The organism is Streptomyces sp. WAC 01529 (assembly GCF_003945545.1).
GTDB lineage: Bacteria > Actinomycetota > Actinomycetes > Streptomycetales > Streptomycetaceae > Streptomyces > Streptomyces anatolicus.
Genome location: NZ_CP029617.1, coordinates 2,695,135 through 2,713,917, shown reverse-complemented (window position 1 = coordinate 2,713,917; position 18,783 = coordinate 2,695,135). Strand labels below are relative to the sequence as shown.

At 70.0% G+C, this 18,783-nt stretch carries 16 protein-coding genes; 11 read left to right on the top strand and 5 right to left on the bottom strand.

Translation table 11 applies throughout. From position 1 onward, the window contains the following. Nucleotides 1-49: 49 nt before the first annotated feature. The 4 genes from tig to clpX all read left to right on the top strand — a co-directional run bounded on the left by tig (nucleotide 50) and on the right by clpX (nucleotide 4,645). Nucleotides 50-1,426: a trigger factor gene (gene tig / locus DMA15_RS12095; RefSeq protein ID WP_125512772.1), complete on the top strand. Its 1,377-nt coding sequence runs from the start codon at nucleotides 50-52 to the stop codon at nucleotides 1,424-1,426. Between the two features lie 392 nt (nucleotides 1,427-1,818). Further along, nucleotides 1,819-2,424 carry an ATP-dependent Clp protease proteolytic subunit gene (locus DMA15_RS12090; RefSeq protein WP_030783279.1) on the top strand — a complete coding sequence of 202 codons (606 nt, stop codon included), beginning with the start codon at nucleotides 1,819-1,821 and terminating at the stop codon, nucleotides 2,422-2,424. A gap of 62 nt (nucleotides 2,425-2,486) precedes the next feature. Beyond that, nucleotides 2,487-3,191: an ATP-dependent Clp protease proteolytic subunit gene (locus DMA15_RS12085; protein ID WP_125512771.1), complete on the top strand. Its 705-nt coding sequence runs from the start codon at nucleotides 2,487-2,489 to the stop codon at nucleotides 3,189-3,191. Between the two features lie 167 nt (nucleotides 3,192-3,358). Next, nucleotides 3,359-4,645: an ATP-dependent Clp protease ATP-binding subunit ClpX gene (gene clpX / locus DMA15_RS12080; protein WP_125512770.1), complete on the top strand. Its 1,287-nt coding sequence runs from the start codon at nucleotides 3,359-3,361 to the stop codon at nucleotides 4,643-4,645. A 66-nt stretch (nucleotides 4,646-4,711) separates the two neighbouring features. Here clpX and DMA15_RS12075 read toward each other — a convergent pair whose 3' ends face one another. The 3 genes from DMA15_RS12075 to DMA15_RS12065 all read right to left on the bottom strand — a co-directional run bounded on the left by DMA15_RS12075 (nucleotide 4,712) and on the right by DMA15_RS12065 (nucleotide 7,768). Continuing rightward, complete coding sequence (locus DMA15_RS12075) at nucleotides 4,712-5,551, bottom strand: hypothetical protein (protein WP_125512769.1); 840 nt, start codon at nucleotides 5,549-5,551, stop codon at nucleotides 4,712-4,714. A gap of 49 nt (nucleotides 5,552-5,600) precedes the next feature. Then, nucleotides 5,601-6,599: a hypothetical protein gene (locus DMA15_RS12070; protein WP_125512768.1), complete on the bottom strand. Its 999-nt coding sequence runs from the start codon at nucleotides 6,597-6,599 to the stop codon at nucleotides 5,601-5,603. Between the two features lie 113 nt (nucleotides 6,600-6,712). Further along, nucleotides 6,713-7,768 (bottom strand): hypothetical protein, encoded by a 1,056-nt coding sequence (locus DMA15_RS12065; RefSeq protein WP_125512767.1) that lies wholly within the window; start codon nucleotides 7,766-7,768, stop codon nucleotides 6,713-6,715. Between the two features lie 212 nt (nucleotides 7,769-7,980). Between DMA15_RS12065 and DMA15_RS12060 the strand changes: the two genes are divergently transcribed. After that, on the top strand, nucleotides 7,981-10,605 hold the full coding sequence (locus tag DMA15_RS12060; protein ID WP_125512766.1) for a valine--tRNA ligase: 2,625 nt from the start codon (nucleotides 7,981-7,983) through the stop codon (nucleotides 10,603-10,605). A 65-nt stretch (nucleotides 10,606-10,670) separates the two neighbouring features. Here DMA15_RS12060 and DMA15_RS12055 read toward each other — a convergent pair whose 3' ends face one another. Beyond that, nucleotides 10,671-11,330 (bottom strand): hypothetical protein, encoded by a 660-nt coding sequence (locus DMA15_RS12055; RefSeq protein ID WP_206302709.1) that lies wholly within the window; start codon nucleotides 11,328-11,330, stop codon nucleotides 10,671-10,673. A 135-nt stretch (nucleotides 11,331-11,465) separates the two neighbouring features. Here DMA15_RS12055 and DMA15_RS12050 point away from each other — a divergent pair, with 135 nt between their 5' ends. Next, a complete protein-coding gene (locus tag DMA15_RS12050; RefSeq protein ID WP_125512765.1) occupies nucleotides 11,466-12,626 on the top strand; it encodes a histidine kinase in 1,161 nt (386 codons plus the stop codon). A gap of 58 nt (nucleotides 12,627-12,684) precedes the next feature. Here the strand turns inward: DMA15_RS12050 and DMA15_RS12045 are convergent, their stop codons facing one another. Then, nucleotides 12,685-13,701: a rod shape-determining protein gene (locus tag DMA15_RS12045; protein WP_164551737.1), complete on the bottom strand. Its 1,017-nt coding sequence runs from the start codon at nucleotides 13,699-13,701 to the stop codon at nucleotides 12,685-12,687. Nucleotides 13,702-13,868: 167 nt separating this feature from the next. Between DMA15_RS12045 and DMA15_RS12040 the strand changes: the two genes are divergently transcribed. The 5 genes from DMA15_RS12040 (at nucleotide 13,869) to mreC (ending at nucleotide 18,780) form a co-directional block, all read left to right on the top strand. Beyond that, nucleotides 13,869-15,392, top strand: a complete 1,524-nt coding sequence (locus DMA15_RS12040; RefSeq protein ID WP_125512763.1) for a folylpolyglutamate synthase/dihydrofolate synthase family protein — start codon at nucleotides 13,869-13,871, stop codon at nucleotides 15,390-15,392. Nucleotides 15,393-15,397: 5 nt separating this feature from the next. Further along, nucleotides 15,398-15,751, top strand: coding sequence for a DUF4233 domain-containing protein (locus tag DMA15_RS12035; RefSeq protein WP_125512762.1), 354 nt, complete (start codon nucleotides 15,398-15,400; stop codon nucleotides 15,749-15,751). Nucleotides 15,752-15,927: 176 nt separating this feature from the next. Then, nucleotides 15,928-16,341 carry a nucleoside-diphosphate kinase gene (ndk, locus tag DMA15_RS12030; RefSeq protein ID WP_030783313.1) on the top strand — a complete coding sequence of 138 codons (414 nt, stop codon included), beginning with the start codon at nucleotides 15,928-15,930 and terminating at the stop codon, nucleotides 16,339-16,341. Between the two features lie 303 nt (nucleotides 16,342-16,644). Further along, nucleotides 16,645-17,664, top strand: a complete 1,020-nt coding sequence (locus DMA15_RS12025; RefSeq protein WP_030362602.1) for a rod shape-determining protein — start codon at nucleotides 16,645-16,647, stop codon at nucleotides 17,662-17,664. 162 nt (nucleotides 17,665-17,826) lie between these two features. After that, nucleotides 17,827-18,780 (top strand): rod shape-determining protein MreC, encoded by a 954-nt coding sequence (gene mreC, locus DMA15_RS12020; RefSeq protein WP_125512761.1) that lies wholly within the window; start codon nucleotides 17,827-17,829, stop codon nucleotides 18,778-18,780. The last annotated feature ends 3 nt before the right edge of the window (nucleotides 18,781-18,783 follow it).

The window sequence follows — 18,783 nt, the reverse complement described above, 5'->3', positions numbered from 1 at the left end:
CTCTGAGCCGGGCAGAATCCCAAGCAGTCAGCCCCAAGGAGACCGAACCGTGAAGAGCGCCGTGGAGACCCTGAACCCGACTCGGGTTCGGCTCACTGTTGAGGTGCCCTTCGAGGAGCTCAAGGACAGCCTCGACGCGGCCTACAAGAAGATCAACCAGCAGGTCACGGTGAAGGGCTTCCGCAAGGGCAAGATCCCGGCCCGCGTCATCGACCAGCGGTTCGGCCGTGGCGCCGTCCTCGAAGAGGCCGTCAACGACGCGCTCCCGAAGTTCTACACCGAGGCGGTCAACGAGGCCGAGCTCAACGTCCTTGGCCAGCCCGAGGTGGACATCACCGAGCTGAAGGACAACGAGACCCTCAACTTCACCGCCGAGGTCGACGTCCGCCCGACCATCGAGATCCCGGACTACTCCGGCATCGAGGTCGAGGTCGACGCGATCGAGGTCAGCGACGAGGACGTCGACAAGGCCGTCGAGGAGCTGCGCGAGCGCTTCGCCTCCACGTCCCCGGTCGAGCGTGCCGCCGAGGACGGCGACGTCGTGACGATCGACCTCCAGGCGAAGGTCGACGGCGAGGTCCTGGAGGACGGCGTCGCGAACGGCGTCTCCTACACCATCGGCTCCGGCGAGCTGCTCGAAGGCATCGACGACGCCGTCAAGGGCCTGGAGGCCGGTGGCGAGGCCACCTTCACCTCCGAGCTGAAGGGCGGCTCCGCCGCGGGCAAGGAGTCCGAGGTCACCGTCAAGGTCACGCAGGTCGCCAAGCGCGAACTGCCCGAGCTCGACGACGACTTCGCGCAGCTGGCCTCCGAGTTCGACACCCTCGACGAGCTGAAGGCCGACAGCCGCAAGCGCCTCGAGAACATGAAGCAGTACGACCAGGCGACGCAGGCCCAGGAGCGCGTCCTGGAGAAGCTCCTTGAGCTGGTCGAGGTCCCCGTCCCCGAGAAGCTCCTCGCGGACGAGATCCAGACCCGCAAGCACAACCTGGTCAACCACCAGCTCGGCCAGATGGGCCTCGACCTCGCGAAGTACCTGGAGATCCAGGGCAAGACCGAGGAAGAGTTCGACGCCGAGACCAAGGAGCAGGCCGAGAAGGGCATCAAGACCCAGTTCGTCCTCGACGAGCTGGTCAACAAGGAGAAGCTGAACGTGAACCAGGAGGAGCTCACCGAGCACCTCATGCGTCGCGCGCAGTCCTCCGGCATGTCCCCCGACCAGTTCGCCCAGGCCGTCGTCGAGGGCGGCCAGGTCCCGATGCTGGTCGGCGAGGTCGCCCGCGGCAAGGCCCTCGCGGTCGTCGTGGAGGCGGCCACGGTCAAGGACACGAAGGGTGAGGTCATCGACCTCGCTGACGACGAGGAGGACGAGTCGGCCGAGGCCACCGCCGAGTCCGCCTCCGCCGAGGAGAAGACCGAGGCCTGAGCGCCCTAGCGCTGTGCCTTCTGCGGGCCCCCGGGACTTGATCCCGGGGGCCCGCGGCATGTGCCCCGTCAGGGGCGCGGGGAACTGCGCGAGTACCCCGTACAAGCCGCACTCGCCGTGGAGCCGCAGCGGGCAGACGCGACCGCGGCTCGCACGTGGCTGGCCGCGCAGTTCCCCGCGCCCCTGACGGGGCTCGACCTGCGCTCACAGCGAACAGTTACGTCTCCGGGATTCCCGGAGGGACCCCGCGCGTTAGGGTCCATGGATATGAGGGCAGGGGAGTCCCCGGAGCCGCCCCGGAGCGGCTGGCACGCGGGGTCCCAGCCCCAGCTGAAGACGTGAGACGGCCCGGCGCCGTCGTAAGACGAGCAGGTGGATACGTGACGAATCTGATGCCCTCCGCCGCCGGCGACCCCTCCATCGGTGGTGGCCTCGGCGACCAGGTCTACAACCGACTGCTCGGCGAGCGGATCATCTTCCTCGGCCAGGCCGTGGACGACGACATTGCCAACAAGATCACCGCGCAGCTGCTGCTTCTCGCCGCAGAGCCGGACAAGGACATCTTCCTCTACATCAACAGCCCCGGCGGCTCGATCACGGCAGGCATGGCCGTCTACGACACCATGCAGTACATCAAGAACGACGTGGTGACGATCGCGATGGGCATGGCGGCCTCCATGGGCCAGTTCCTGCTCAGCGCCGGTACCCCCGGCAAGCGCTTCGCCCTGCCGAACGCCGAGATCCTGATCCACCAGCCCTCCGCGGGCCTCGCCGGCTCCGCGTCGGACATCAAGATCCACGCCGAGCGTCTGCTGCACACCAAGAAGCGGATGGCGGAGCTGACCGCTCACCACACCGGCCAGACCGTGGAGCAGATCACCCGCGACTCGGACCGCGACCGCTGGTTCGACCCGCAGGAGGCCAAGGAGTACGGCCTCATCGACGACATCATGCCCACCGCCGCCGGCATGCCGGGCGGGGGCGGCACGGGAGCCTGAGGCACCCCTCAGCGTCCCGTAAGCCGAAACCTCAGCCCACGCTCCTCAGGAGACCAAGACAGATGAACAACCACCCCGGCAGTGGCCTCTACGAGCGCACCATGGCCGAGTACGGCCAGGGCGCGCAGGCCGAGTTCACCGGCGCCCGCGCCGAGTCCCGCTACGTCATCCCGCGCTTCGTCGAGCGCACCTCGCAGGGCGTGCGCGAGTACGACCCGTACGCGAAGCTCTTCGAGGAGCGCGTGATCTTCCTCGGCGTGCAGATCGACGACGCCTCCGCCAACGACGTCATGGCGCAGCTCCTGTGCCTGGAGTCGATGGACCCGGACCGCGACATCTCCATCTACATCAACAGCCCCGGCGGCTCGTTCACGGCCCTCACGGCCATCTACGACACGATGCAGTTCGTGAAGCCGGATGTGCAGACCGTCTGCATGGGCCAGGCCGCCTCGGCCGCCGCGGTCCTCCTCGCGGCCGGTACGCCGGGCAAGCGCATGGCCCTGCCGAACGCGCGCGTCCTGATCCACCAGCCCTACAGCGAGACGGGCCGCGGTCAGGTCTCCGACCTGGAGATCGCCGCCAACGAGATCCTCCGGATGCGCGCGCAGCTGGAGGACATGCTGGCCAAGCACTCGACGACGCCGATCGAGAAGATCCGCGACGACATCGAGCGCGACAAGATCCTCACGGCCGAGGACGCGCTCGCGTACGGCCTCGTGGACCAGATCATCTCCACCCGGAAGATGAACAATTCCGCGGTTGCCTGACGCGGCGCTGTAGCATCTGCCGCTCCTTGGCATGGTTCGCGCGCGACTCGCGTCGAAGTGAACCGTGCCAAGGGGGGCCCGAACGGGGGTCCCGGCAAGGTACCGTCGGATATGAGGCACCAGGAGCCGCTGAACGTGGCGTCTCCCAGGCGAAGGGGAAGCACCTCGTGGCACGCATCGGTGACGGCGGCGATCTGCTCAAGTGCTCGTTCTGCGGAAAGAGTCAGAAGCAGGTCAAGAAGCTCATCGCAGGCCCCGGTGTGTACATCTGCGACGAGTGCATCGACCTCTGTAACGAGATCATCGAGGAAGAGCTCGCGGAGACGAGCGAGGTCCGCTGGGAGGAACTGCCCAAGCCTCGCGAGATCTACGAATTCCTTGAGGGCTATGTCGTGGGCCAGGAGCCCGCGAAGAAGGCCCTCTCGGTAGCGGTGTACAACCACTACAAGCGGGTCCAGGCAGGAGAGAACGGCGGCGCGGCGGGCCGTGACGACGCGATCGAACTCGCCAAGTCCAACATCCTGCTGCTCGGTCCGACCGGCTCCGGCAAGACGCTCCTGGCGCAGACGCTCGCCCGCATGCTGAACGTGCCGTTCGCCATCGCGGACGCGACGGCGCTGACGGAGGCGGGCTATGTCGGCGAGGACGTCGAGAACATCCTGCTCAAGCTGATCCAGGCGGCCGACTACGACGTCAAGAAGGCCGAGACCGGGATCATCTACATCGACGAGATCGACAAGGTCGCCCGCAAGAGCGAGAACCCCTCGATCACGCGCGACGTCTCGGGCGAGGGTGTCCAGCAGGCTCTGCTCAAGATCCTTGAGGGCACCACGGCCTCGGTCCCGCCGCAGGGCGGCCGCAAGCACCCGCACCAGGAATTCATCCAGATCGACACGACGAACGTGCTCTTCATCGTGGGCGGGGCCTTCTCCGGCCTGGAGAAGATCATCGAGTCGCGTGCGGGCGCCAAGGGCATCGGCTTCGGCGCCACCATCCGCTCCAAGCGCGAGCTGGAGGAGAAGGACCAGTTCGAGGACATCATGCCGGAGGACCTGGTGAAGTTCGGGATGATCCCCGAGTTCATCGGCCGCCTCCCCGTGATCACCTCGGTCCACAACCTCGACCGCGAGGCCCTGCTCCAGATCCTGGTGGAGCCGCGCAACGCGCTCGTCAAGCAGTACCAGCGCCTCTTCGAACTGGACGGCGTGGAGCTGGAGTTCGAGCGCGAGGCCCTGGAGGCCATCGCGGACCAGGCGATCCTCCGCCAGACCGGCGCGCGCGGCCTGCGCGCCATCATGGAGGAAGTCCTCCAGTCGGTGATGTACGAGGTGCCGTCCCGCAAGGACGTGGCCCGCGTGGTCATCACGGCGGACGTCGTCCGCTCGAACGTGAACCCGACGCTGGTGCCGCGCGATGTGCGGGGTCCGGGCGCCGGGGAGCAGAAGTCCGCGTAGTTCTCCTACGCGCAAAGGGGCGCCCGGCGATTCGATCGCCGGGCGCCCCTTCGTGTGTGGTGAGGGCTACTTGACCTCGACGCGGACGTCGTCGCGGAGGTTGGCTACCTGGGTGGCGACGTTCTCCAGCGCGATCTTCTTGCCGCTGCCGGTCGCGGCGGCGTCGGAGTACACGGCGTACGCGACGGTGCTGTGGTCACCCCAGACGCACATCGGCGTCTGGAAGCTGTTGGGGATGCCCTCGCCGCCCGGGTCGACCTCGCCCATCTTGTACTCGGCCTTCTGGCACTTCATGATGCCGTTCTCGAAGCCGTCCGGCGTGAACTCCTCCGGCTCGCCGAGGAGTTTCATGGATCCGTCGGCGCCGTTCATCGAGTTCTTCTCCATCTCGGCGAACATCGCGTCGACGACCTTCTCCGGGTCGTCGACCTCGCCGTACACACCCGAGTAGTTGAAGGTCTGCATGCTCGCGCCCTCGCCGTACTGGTAGGCGGCGTGGACGTCCTTGGGGTCGGTGACGCCCTGCTCCTCCAGGTCCTTGAGGTCGCTCGACGACATGCGGCCGCCGCCGGAGCCCTCAAGCTTCTTGAAGCTGCCGAGGACGGTCGCGGGGGCCGTCAGCTTGTACGTCTTGCCGTCGTCGGCGACGGAGGAGCTGTCGCCCTTGGCGAAGAGGAAGTACCCGCCGACGGCAGCGGCGGCCACGACCACCACGGCACCGATGATGAGCCCGGCCTTCTTGCCTCCGCCGCCCTGCGGGGGCGCCTGGTACTGCCCGTACGGGGCCTGGGGCGGCTGCCCGTAGGGGGCGGGCTGCCCGTAAGGCTGCTGCGGCGGCTGCCCGTAGGGGGCGGGCTGCTGGGGCGGCTGGGGCGGGCCGTACGGGCCGGGCTGGTTGTAGCTCACTGCTTCGGGGTTCCCCTCGTTGGTGATGCGGCGGTGCTGCGTACCGGCGTCAGAGCTTGACGCGGACTTCCTTGCGGACCTTGAGCGCGGTCTCCGAGGCGTCGTCGAGCGAGACCTTGCCCGCCATGGCGTTGGCGATCTCGATGGGGACGACGACGGCGACGGTGCTGTGGTCGCCCCAGATGCAGACCGGCATGCGGAACTCCTTGGGGCCGGACGAGCCGGAGCCGCTCGGGCTGTCGTTCTTGATCACGGACTCCTGGCACTTGAGCACGGCGTCGTCCGTGCTGAAGTCCTTGGGGCTGCCGACCAGCTTGCCCGTCTGCGCGCCGGGCTCCTTGGAGTCCTTCTTGAGCTTGGCGAACATGCCGTCGACGACCTTGCCCGGGTCGCCGACCTTTCCGTAGACACCCATGAACTGGATGCCCTTGCGCGACAGGGGATTGCTGTCGTCCCCCGACTTGTATCCGGCGCTGACGTCCTTGGGGTCCTTCACGCCGGCCTTCTCGGCGGCCGCGAGGTCGCTGGAGTTGAAGCCCCCGCTCTGGCCGCTGTCCTTCTTGTAGTCGCTGAGCAGCGTCTCGGGCGTGACCAGCTTGTGCGGCCCGTCGTCCGCCACGGAGGAGGACCCGCCACCGCTGTCCCCGCCGCTGAGGACGAAGTACGCACCGACGCCGAGGGCCGCGACCACCGCGATGCCGCCGATGATGAGCCCGGTCTTCTTCTTGCCGCCGCCGGGGGGCGGGGGCGGGACCTGCCCGTAGGGGGCCTGCGGGGGAACCTGCCCGTAGGGGCCGGGCTGCTGGGGCTGGCTGTAGCCGCCCTGCTGCGGGGCCTGCTGGGGGTAGCCGTAACCGGGCTGCGGCGGGGGCGCCTGCTGGGGGTAGCCGTAGCCGGGCTGGGGGGCCTGCGGGGGCTGCCCGTAGGGGCCGGGCTGCTGCGGCTGGCCGCCGTAGGGACCCGGCTGCTGGGGCTGACCACTGCCGCCGTACGGCCCGGGCTGCTGGGGCTGCTGGCCGCCGTACGGGCCCGGCTGGTTGTAACTCATGGGGTTCCCCCTCTGAAACGCTTATGTGTTCTTGACATCCTGACGCAAGAGAACCCGGCCGGGTGACCGGACCCTGCCCCAGGGGCGACGGGCCGCGCGCGGCCCGTCGGACGTCAGAGCTTGACGCGGACTTCCCCGCGGAACTTGGCCGTTGTCGTCGCGGCCTCGTCGAGGTCCGCGGCCTGGCCGGACAGTGCGCTCGCCATGTCCGTGACGACGACGTAGCCGCTGGTGCTGTGGTCGCCCCAGATGCAGGTCGCGGCGGACATCTCGCTCGGCCCCGAAGGCCCGGAGGACCCGGCGGTGGAGCCGGTGGTGGAGCCAGCCGTGGAGCCCGCCGCGCCGCCCAGACTGACCTTCATCTCCTGGCACTTGAGGACCGCGCCGTCCAGCTCGCTCGGCGTGAACTTCTTCGGGCTGCCGACCAGCGTGACCTTCTGGCCGCTGCCGTTCGCGCCGGTGGTGCCGTCCTCGGCCTCCTTCTCGGCGTTCGTGAACATGTGGTCCACGACGCCCTCCGGGTCCTCGATGTCGCCGTAGACGCCGCCGAAGGTCACGACCTTCATCGCCAGCGGGTTGTCCTTGGAGCCCGACTGGTACTGCGCCCGCACGTCCTTGGGGTTCTTCACCCCGGCCGCCTCGACCTCGTCGAGGTCGGTGCTGTTCATGCCGCCCGAGCGGCCCGGGTCCTTCTTGTAGTCGGTCAGCACCGTCTCCGGCGTCGTCAGTTTGTGCGGGCCGTCGTCCTTGAGGCCGGACTCGTCGCCCCCGCCGCCCGCCGCGTTCGAGGAACCGCTGTTCTTGCCGCCGCCCTTGTCGTCATCGCCGCCCGCGAAGACGAAGTAACCGCCGACCGCGGCCGCGGCGACCACGGCGACCGCCGCGATGACGAGCCCGGTCCTGTTCTTGCCACCGCCGGGGGGCGGGGGCGGGACCTGCCCGTAAGGGGCCTGCCCGGGGGCCTGCCCGTAGGGGGCCTGCCCGTACGGGGCCTGCGGGGGGACCTGCCCGTAGGGGCCCGGCTGCTGGGGCTGGCTGTAGCCACCCGGCTGCTGCGGGGCCTGCTGGGGGTACCCGTAGCCGGGCTGGGGCGCCTGCGGCGGCTGGCCGTACGGCCCGGGCTGCTGGGGCTGCTGCCCGCCGTACGGGCCCGGCTGCTGGTAACTCATTACTGGGGTTCCCTCCCGATGCTTACGCGTTCCGAACATCCTGTCGGACGGGTGGCGGGAGCGGGACCGTCGTAGCGGATCGATGCGCAGTTGTTGAAGGGCTGTGCCAGAGCACGGACGTGGCCGGAAGTCGGCGGCGGCGCCGCACGGTGCCCGGGGCGGTCGAACATTCCGGTTTCGGGACCGGCCCCGGGCCCCCCTAAACTGACCGGGTGACCGAGAACGCTCAGCAGCAGCCCCCAGCGACCACTCCCGAACTGCCGACCCAGTACGCGCCGGCCGAGGTAGAGGGGCCGCTGTACGAGCGCTGGGTAGAACGGGGCTACTTCTCCGCCGACGAGAAGAGCGAGAAGCCGCCGTACACCGTCGTCATCCCCCCGCCGAACGTGACGGGCGCGCTCCACCTGGGCCATGCCTTCGAGCACACGCTCATCGACACCCTGACGCGCCGCAAGCGCATGCAGGGCTTCGAGACGCTGTGGCAGCCCGGCATGGACCACGCGGGCATCGCCACGCAGAACGTGGTCGAGCGCGAGCTGGGCAAGGAGGGCAAGTCCCGCCACGACCTGGGCCGTGAGGCGTTCATCGAGCGCGTCTGGAAGTGGAAGGGCGAGTCCGGCGGCCAGATCTCCGGCCAGATGCGCCGCCTCGGCGACGGCGTCGACTGGGAGCGCGAGCGCTTCACCATGGACGAGGGCCTCTCGCAGGCCGTCCAGACCATCTTCAAGAAGCTCTACGACGACGAGCTGATCTACCGCGCCGAGCGCATCATCAACTGGTGCCCGCGCTGTCTGACGGCGATCTCGGACATCGAGGTCGAGTACCAGGACGACGACGGCGAGCTGGTCTCGATCAAGTACGGCGAGGGGGACCAGACGCTCGTCGTCGCCACCACCCGCGCCGAGACGATGCTCGGCGACACCGCCGTCGCCGTCCACCCCGAGGACGAGCGCTACAAGCACCTCGTGGGCAAGCAGATCAAGCTGCCGCTGACGGACCGCACGATCCCGGTCGTCGCCGACGAGCACGTCGACCCCGAGTTCGGCACCGGCGCCGTCAAGGTGACCCCCGCGCACGACCCGAACGACTTCGAGATCGGCCAGCGCCACAGCCTGCCGAACATCGCCGTCATGGACGAGCACGCGGTCATCACCGTCCCCGGCCCCTTCCAGGGCCTGGACCGCCTGGAGGCCCGCTCCGCCATCGTCGGCGCGCTGCGCGCCGAGGGCCGCATCGTCGCCGAGAAGCGCCCGTACACGCACTCGGTCGGCCACTGCTCGCGCTGCAAGACCACCATCGAGCCGCGCCTTTCGATGCAGTGGTGGGTCAAGGTCGGCCCGCTCGCGAAGGCCGCCGGTGACGCGGTCCGCGACGGCAAGGTCAAGATCCACCCGCAGGAGATGGAGAAGCGCTACTTCGACTGGGTCGACAACCTCCACGACTGGTGCATCTCGCGCCAGCTGTGGTGGGGCCACCGCATCCCCGTCTGGTACGGCCCGAATGGTGAAGTCGTCTGCGTCGGCCCGAACGAGGAGCCCCCGACCGGCGAGGGCTGGCGCCAGGACAACGACGTGCTCGACACGTGGTTCTCCTCCGGCCTGTGGCCGTTCTCCACGATGGGCTGGCCCGAACAGACCGAGAGCCTCGCGAAGTTCTACCCGAACTCGGTCCTCGTCACCGGCTACGACATCCTCTTCTTCTGGGTCGCCCGGATGATGATGTTCGGCCTGTACGCGATGGACGGCACGCCGCCGTTCCAGACGGTCGTGCTGCACGGCATGGTCCGCGACCAGTTCGGCAAGAAGATGTCGAAGTCCTTCGGCAACACGGTCAATCCGCTCGACTGGATGGACAAGTACGGCTCGGATGCTTTGCGCTTCACGCTCGCCCGCGGCGCCAACCCCGGCACGGACGTGCCGATCGGCGAGGACTGGGTCCAGGGCTCGCGCAACTTCGCCAACAAGATCTGGAACGCCACGCGCTTCGCGATGATGAACGGCGCCACGATCGAGGGCGACCTGCCGCCGGTCGAGCAGCTGTCCGCCACCGACCGCTGGGTGCTCTCCCGCCTGAACGCGACGGTCGCCGAAGTCGACGCGCTCTACGACGACTTCCAGTTCGCCAAGCTCTCCGACGCCCTCTTCCACTTCGCGTGGGACGAGGTCTTCGACTGGTACGTCGAGCTGTCCAAGACGACGTTCATGGCGGGCGGCGAGGGCGCGAAGGTCTCGGCCCGCGTGCTCGGCGAGGTCCTGGACGTCACCCTGCGCCTGCTCCACCCGATCGTCCCGTTCGTGACGGAGACGCTGTGGACGGCGCTGACCGGCGGCGAGTCGCTCGTCATCGCCGACTGGCCGGCCGACAGCGGCTTCCGCGACGCGGGCGCCGAGCGGGAGATCGAGACGCTCCAGCAGGTCATCACGGAGGTCCGCCGGTTCCGCGCCGACCAGGGCCTCCAGCCGGGCCAGAAGGTCCCGGCGCGCCTCACCCTGGACGGCACGGCGCTCGCCCCGCACGAGGCCGCCATCCGCCAGCTCCTCCGTCTCCTGCCGGAGGGCGACGCCTTCACGGCGACGGCGACGCTGCCGGTCTCGGGCGCCACGGTCGCGCTCGACCTGTCCGGCACGATCGACGTGGCCGCCGAGCGCAAGCGCCTGGCCAAGGACCTCGCCGCCGCCGAGAAGGAGAAGGCGCAGGCCGAGGCGAAGCTCGGGAACGAGGCGTTCCTGGCGAAGGCGCCCGACCAGGTCGTGGACAAGATCCGCGGCCGCCTCACCAAGGCGGAGGCGGACATCGCCCGCCTGACGGCGCAGCTCGAGGCGCTGCCGGCCGCCTGACCGGACGGAGCCGAAGGCCCCCGGGACCGTACACGCGGCTTCTGGGGGCCTTTGCCGTACGAAGGTCAGGCGAGGGGGTGGGTGTCGCGGGTCCGCTCGTCGGCGGGGCCCGCGGGCGCGATGAGGTCGACCGGCTCGAAGGCCATCCCGGGCGGGCCCTCGCGCGGGGCCGGTGGTTCGAGGCCGAGCCGGTCCAGCTCCGCGCCCGCCAGGGCGTCCAGGATCTCCGGATCGCCGTGCCGCCAGCCCCAGGCGAGGCTGCCCGGGGTCGCGTCGGGGATCTCCGAGGCGGTGGCGGCCACCTCGTCGAGGGGGCGCAGCAGCGAGCGCAGGGCCAGCAGGTCTCGGCCGTCGTCGGAGGCGGCGAGGTCCCGCGCCGCGCCCGCCTGGCGGATCCAGCGGAGCCGGCGCGGCAGCCAGACCATGAGGACGAGCCCCACGGGTACGACGAACAGGGCGAGGGCGCCCACGGCGACCGCGGTGCGCACGGCCACGGGGTCCATGGCGTCGACGGCGTCCGCCACGCGCCGCAGCGCCGTGTCGAAGCGCCCGCCGACCAGCGGCAGCGGCGCCCTGCGCTCCTGGAGGGCGCGGGGGAGGGCGAGCAGACAGGCCAGCCGGTACGCGGTGAGGGCGGCGGCGGCCCACAGCGCGGTCCACAGCAGGACCCCGGCGTCACCGGCGAGCTGATGGGTCCGCCGGGCGGAATTCTGGGCATACCACATGGTCAGATCTGACCCCCGGCACGAGCCGGGGCCCGTCAGCCGCGCCGCACGGCCGTGCGAGCCCGTGCCGCAAATCACCAAATCAGGGCCATAAGTCCGATGAATCGGGCCGAAAGACCTTGGATGATGGAGGGCATGCACGTCCGCCCCGCCGCCCAGGCGATACGCCGGGCGGCGGCCCTCGGCCGTCGCCTCGCCGAGCGCTGGGGCAAGGCCGCGCGGACCCTGGACCTGCTCACCGCGCTGAGCGCGCTGGCGCTGATGAGCCTGGACGTGCCGGGCCTCGCAGCGGCGGACAACTCCCTCACGGGCCCGATGGCCGCGCTCGTCCTGACGGCGGGCGCGGCGTCCCTGCTGCTGCGGCGCCGGGCGCCCTGGCTGACGTACGGCGTCGCGCTCTTCCTGCTGGGCTGGCTGCACGAGCTGACGCTGACGCAGTTCGCGCTGTACTCGCTGGGGCGCTACCGGGGGCGGCGGGCCGGGATGCTCGGGGTCGTGGGGTACGTGGCGTTCGCGTACGCGATGTTCCTGCTGCCCGGCTGGCCGCCGCACCGGGGCGAGACGGTCAGCGAGTTCCTGAGCCTGGTCGTGCCGATCGGGGTGCTCGCGGCCGGGGTCGGCGTCGCCGCGAACCGGCAGGACCTCGTCCGCGAGCTGGAGGCGCAGCGCGCGGAGACGGACACGCTGCACGCCGTCCAGCAGGAGCGGGCCCGCATCGCGCGGGACGTGCACGACTTCGTGGGGCGCGAGCTGACGCTGCTGAGCGTGCGATCCCAGGTGCTCGCGCGCCGGGCCTCCGGCGGGCCCTTCGAAGAGGGGTTCGAGGAGCTGTCGGAGACGGCGCGCAGTGCGCACCGGATGCTGAACGAGATCATCGTGCAGCGTGGTCTGGACGGGGCGCCCACTCCTGGCCTCGACGCCCTTCCTGAACTCGCCGAGCGCAGCGGGCGTGCGGGGAGCCCCGTGGAGCTGCTGGTGGCCCCCGCGGCCCATCGGCTCTCGCCGCTGCGGCAGGCGGCGGTGCACCGGGTGGTCCAGGAGTGTCTGACGAACGCGGCCAAGCACGCTCCGGGGGAGCGGGTCACTGTCCGGGTGGACGTGGTCGACGGGCGCCTCGGGATCGCCGTGCGCAACGCGCTGCCCGCGTCGGCGCCCGCGTCGGCGCCGGTCTCCTCGGGGAGCGGTACGACGGGGATGGCGGAGCGGGTGCTCGCCGTGGGCGGGGAGTTTTCGGCGGGAGTGGTGGGCGGGGCGTATGAGGTCGTCGCCTGCTTGCCCGCGGGGGAGCTGGCCTGACCGCAAGGACCTTTCCCACCCACCCGTCACCCCGAACCCACCGGTCCCGAAGAGACCCCTACGCCGCCGACATCACCCTCTCCAAGCCGTCGAAGTCCTCCACGCACTTGCCGCAGCCCAGCGCCACGCTGTCCAGGGGGTCGTCGGCGACGAAGACCGGGATGCCGGTGGCGGAGGCGATGCGGAGGTCGAGGCCGGGGAGGAGCGCGCCGCCGCCCGTCAGGACGATGCCGTGTTCCATGATGTCGCCGGACAGCTCCGGCGGGCACTCCTCCAGCGTCGTCTTGACCGCCGCGATGATGTGCTCGACGGGCTCGTCGAGAGCGCCCCGCACCTCCGGCACCGTCAGGTCCACCGTCTTCGGCAGCCCGCCCACCTTCTCGCGGCCCCGCACGGTGAACGTCCGCTCCTCGAACTCCTCCTGCCCCGGCACCGGCCACGCGGAGCCGATCGCGACCTTGATGTCCTCGGCGGTGCGCTCGCCCACCAGGAGCGAGTGGCGCTTGCGGACGAAGTCGGTGATCGCCGTGTCCAGGCGGTCGCCGCCCACCCGCAGCGACTGCGCCGTGACGATCCCGCCCAGCGAGATGACGGCGACCTCGGACGTGCCGCCGCCGATGTCGACGACCATCGAGCCGCGCGGCTCGCCGACCGGCAGGCCCGCGCCGATCGCGGCGGCCATCGGCTCCTCGATGAGGTGGACGGCCCGCGCCCCGGCCTGCTGCGAGGCGTGCACGATGGCCCGCCGCTCGACGGGGGTGACCCCGCTCGGCACGCAGACGACCATGCGGATCCGCGGCCGCCGCCCCGGCACGGCCTTGCGCACGAAGTGCCGGATCATCTCCTCGGCCGCCTCGTAGTCGCTGATCACGCCGTCCCGCAACGGACGGATCGCGGTGATGGACCCGGGCGTACGCCCGATCGTCTCCTTGGCCTCCGTGCCCACGGCGAGCACCTTCCCCCTGCCACCCCTGTCCGCCCGCACGGCGACCACGGACGGCTCGTTGAGCACGATCCCCTTGCCGCGCACGTAGAGGAGGGTGTTCGCAGTGCCGAGGTCGATACCTATGTCCATGATCGCCAAGTTTGCCGGGCGGCCCCGGAAAGCGGAGGGACCTTGGTCCCGAATCGGACGGGCCGAAAGTCCCGAGGGGGTGGTACGCGGGAGGCGCGCGGGCCCCGCCGGACCCGAGCGACAGGTCCGGACGCCGAGTGTCGGTGCCGCTCCGTAGACTGACGTACGTGAGTGACCTCCCCCCGCACGACGAGCACGCCGACCGCCCCGCCGACGACGACGCCTTCGACGAGATCGTCGGCGCCGAGACCGACCGCGACCCCGACCTCGCCGTGATCGAGGCGGGCAGCCGCACCCTGCGCGCCCAGGCGGGCCCGCCGCAGGGCGACATCCCCTCCCGGCCCACCGACCCGGAGGTGGACAAGGCGCTGCGCGAGGTCGAGACGGAGCTGGCGGGCCGCTGGGGCGAGACGAAGCTGGAGCCCTCCGTCAGCCGCATCGCCGCGCTGATGGACGTCCTGGGCGAGCCCCAGCGCGCGTACCCCTCGATCCACATCACGGGGACGAACGGCAAGACGTCCACGGCCCGCATGATCGAGGCCCTGCTCTCCGCCTTCGAGCTGCGCACCGGGCGGTACACCTCGCCCCACGTCCAGTCGATCACCGAGCGGATCAGCATGGACGGCGCCCCCATCGAGGCCGAGCGCTTCGTGGAGACCTACAACGACATCAAGCCGTACGTGGAGATGGTCGACGCCCGGCAGGAGTACAGGCTCTCCTTCTTCGAGGTCCTCACCGGCATGGCGTACGCGGCCTTCGCGGACGCCCCCGTGGACGTGGCCGTCGTCGAGGTCGGCATGGGCGGCAGCTGGGACGCGACGAACGTGATCGACGGCTCGGTCGCCGTCATCACCCCCATCGACCTGGACCACACGGACCGCCTGGGCTCCACGCCCGGCGAGATCGCCACGGAGAAGTCCGGCATCATCAAGCCGGACGCGACGGTGATCATGGCCCAGCAGCCGGTCGACGCCGCGCAGGTGCTCCTGAAGAAGGCCGTCGAGGTCGACGCGACGGTCGCCCGCGAGGGCCTGGAGTTCGGCGTCGTCGCCCGCCAGGTCGCGGTCGGCGGCCAGCTGCTGACGCTGCGCGGACTCGGCGGGGAGTACGAGGAGGTCTTCCTGCCCCTGCACGGCGAGCACCAGGCGCACAACGCCTCGGTGGCGCTCGCCGCGGTCGAGGCGTTCTTCGGCATCGGCTCGCAGCACGCGCGCCCGCTGGACATCGACACGATCCGCAAGGCCTTCGCCTCGGTCGCCTCGCCGGGCCGCCTCGAAGTCGTGCGCCGCTCGCCCACCGTCGTCCTGGACGCCGCGCACAACCCCGCGGGCGCCCGCGCCGCGGCCGCCGCGATCAGCGAGGCCTTCGACTTCAGCAACCTCATCGGGGTGGTCGGCGCGAGTGACGGCAAGGACATGCGGGGGCTGCTCGAAGCCTTCGAACCGATCTTCGCCGAGGTCGTCATCACGCAGAACACCAGCCACCGCGCGATGAGCGCGGACGATCTCGCCGCGATCGCCGTCGAGGTCTTCGGCGACGACCGCGTCCAGGTCGAGCCGCGCCTGCCGGACGCGCTGGAGGCCGCGATCACCCTCGCCGAGGAAGAGGGCGAGTTCGCCGGTGGCGGCGTCCTGGTCACCGGTTCCGTCATCACGGTCGGCGAGGCCCGGCTGCTCCTGGGGAGGGGCTGACTCCTATGCGTACGCTCTGCGCTTCGACGCTGATCGGCGAGTTCTTCGTCATCGGCTTCGCCGGTCTGGTCGCCATGAAGGACCCCGACCTGTCGATGGGCACGGTCTGGACGGTCAGCGGCGTCGCGATGCTGCTGTGCGTGCTGCTGTGCGGGGTGATCACGCGGCCCGGCGGGGTGCAGCTGGGCTGGGCTCTTCAGATCGCGCTGATCGCGAGCGGTTTCGTGGTGCCGGCCATGTTCTTCATGGGCGCGGTTTTTGCCGCCCTGTGGTGGGCGTCGGTCCACTTCGGGCGCAAGGTCGACGAGGCGAAGGCTAGGTTCGCCGCGCAGGCTGGCCCCGAGGCCGACGCCGCTTGACGCCTCTGTTCCGGTGGGCCGGAGCTGGTGCGCTGTGCCCACCCTTCCCCAAGCTCTCGGCTTCGCTCGAGCAGGGGAGGCCCCACCTGCCCTGCGGAACGACTGCCCACAGCGAGTAGGTATCGTGCGGCGCATCCCACCTTGATCTCAGAGATCACGAACCCTTGGAGCCGTACATGAGCCAGCGCACCCTTGTCCTGTTGAAGCCCGACGCCGTCCGTCGTGGTCTGATCGGGGAGATCATCGGGCGGATCGAGCGCAAGGCGGGCTGGACGATCTCCGCGCTGGAGCTGCGTTCGCTGGACCAGGAGACCCTGGAGCAGCACTACGGCGAGCACAAGGGCAAGCCGTTCTACGAGCCCCTGATGGGCTTCATGGCCTCCGGCCCCGTCGTCGCCCTCGTCGTCGAGGGTGAGCGCGTCATCGAGGGCGTGCGCGCGCTCGCGGGCCCGACCGACCCGATCGCCGCCGCGCCCGGCTCCATCCGCGGCGACTTCGGCGTGATCGTCCGGGAGAACCTGATCCACGCCTCCGACTCCGAGGAGTCCGCCGAGCGCGAGCTGAAGATCTTCTTCCCGGGTCTGGCGTAACGCCGCTCGCGCGACGCGCTGACGACACGTCAGTGGAATGCCGCCCCGCTCCGGACGGCCGGTGGAATCCGGCCGTCGATTGGTATGTGCGCCCCAATCGGGGGAACGCGTGCCCCCGATGGCACGTCTCCAAGAGCGGGGCGGCACATCATCTGCTGACAATGGCGAAGACCCTCGCGCCGTCTTCGCGCGGCCGAGACTACGATGGAAGCCTCCACTGCCACTCAGCACCCACCTCGCCTACCTAAAAAGCCATCACAAGCTCCAATAGGGAAGGCCAGACGCATCCTCATGGGGAACAACATGTCGTTCATCGGCCGTGACATGGCTGTCGACCTCGGGACCGCCAACACGCTGGTGTACGTCAGGGGTCGGGGGATCGTACTCAACGAGCCGTCCGTCGTCGCGATCAACACCAACACCGGTGGCATCCTCGCGGTCGGCGCCGAGGCGAAGAAGATGATCGGGCGCACGCCCGGCAACATCGTCGCGGTGCGCCCGCTGAAGGACGGAGTCATCGCCGACTTCGAGATCACCGAGCGCATGCTCCGCTACTTCATCCTGAAGATCCACAAGCGGCGCTATCTCGCCCGCCCGCGCGTGGTCGTCTGTGTGCCCTCCGGCATCACCGGAGTGGAGCGCCGCGCCGTCATCGAGGCCTCCTCGCAGGCCGGCGCGCGCCAGGTGCACATCATCGAGGAGCCCATGGCCGCCGCCATCGGCTCCGGCCTGCCCGTCCACGAGGCCACCGGCAACATGGTCGTGGACATCGGCGGCGGCACCACCGAGGTCGCCGTGATCTCGCTCGGCGGAATCGTCACGGCACAGTCGATCCGCGTCGCCGGCGACGAGCTGGACAACGCGATCATCCAGCACATCAAGAAGGAGTACTCCCTCCTCCTCGGCGAGCGCACGGCCGAGCAGATCAAGATCACCATCGGTTCGGCGTACGACATGGACGCCGACGAGCACACCGAGATCCGCGGCCGCGACCTGGTCTCCGGCCTGCCCAAGACCGTGGTCATCTCCGCCGCCGAGGTCCGCAAGGCCATCGAGGAGCCGGTCAACGCGATCGTGGACGCGGTCAAGACCACCCTCGACAAGTGCCCGCCGGAGCTCTCCGGCGACGTGATGGACCGCGGCATCGTCCTGACCGGCGGCGGCGCCCTGCTGCGCGGCCTCGACGAGCGGCTGCGCCGCGAGACCGGCATGCCGATCCACATCGCCGAGGACCCGCTGGACAGCGTGGCGCTCGGCTCCGGAAAGTGCGTCGAGGAGTTCGAGGCGTTGCAGCAGGTGCTCGACGCCCAGCCACGCAGATGATCTGAACGCGAAACATCCGCCGTACGAGTGCCTGTCACTTCGTGCGGCGGATCGTTGATATAGAGGCAAGAGAAGAATTCGGGCAACGCAGAAGAATTCCCCATAACCTCGTGGAACGCGCAGATTCCACGGAATCCGATTGAGGAAGGCACGCCGCCGCACGTGAGGGACACACGAGAGAGCCGGCTGCTCCTGGTGCTGCTGATCGCCATCGCGTTCGCTTTGATCACGGTGGACATCCGCGGCGGTGAGGACTCGCCGGTCGACGGTGCCCGCCAGGCCGCCGCCACCGTCTTCGGTCCGGTCGAGGAGGGGATGTCCTCCGCCGTCGACCCGATCGGGAACGCCATCGGCGCGGTCCGTGACTCCGGCGAGCGACACGACCGCATCGCCGAACTGGAGCGGCAGAACGCCGCGTTGAAGGCGAAGCTCGGCAGCGACGACCGCAACCGCAGCCGCGTACGCCAGCTCGACGGCATGCTGAAGACGGCGGGCGCGGGACAGTACGGCATCAAGGGCGCCGAGGTCATCGGCATAGGAGCGGCCCAGGGCTTCTCCTGGACCGTCACCATCGACGCCGGCGCCAAGGACGGCATCAAGCGCGACATGACCGTCCTCAACAGCGACGGCCTCGTCGGCCGCGTCACCACGGTCGGACCGGGCACCGCCACCGTCCTGCTCGCCAACGACCCCGACTTCACCGTCGGCACCCGCCTGGAGAAGACCGACGAACTGGGCTTCGCCACCGGCCAGGGCGACCGCCCGCTCTCCGTCCAGCTGCTCAACGGCAAGGCCAAGGTCAAGAAGGGCGACCGCCTGGTCACCTTCGGCTCGCAGAAGGACCGGCCGTTCGTGCCCGGCGTCCCGGTCGGCGAGGTCGTCCGCGTCGACCCCTCCGGCGGCGACCTCACCCGCAACGTCTACGTGAAGCCGTACGTCGGGTTCACCAAGCTCGACATCGTCGGCGTCGTCGTCGAAGCGCCCCGCGAGGACCCGCGCGACACGGTCCTGCCGAAGAAGCCCGAGAAGCCCAAGCCGACCCCGACGGTGACCGTCACGGCGACCCCGTCGGGAGAGCCGCCGGTCGACGGCGCTGCCAACGGCGACGAGCAGTAGGAG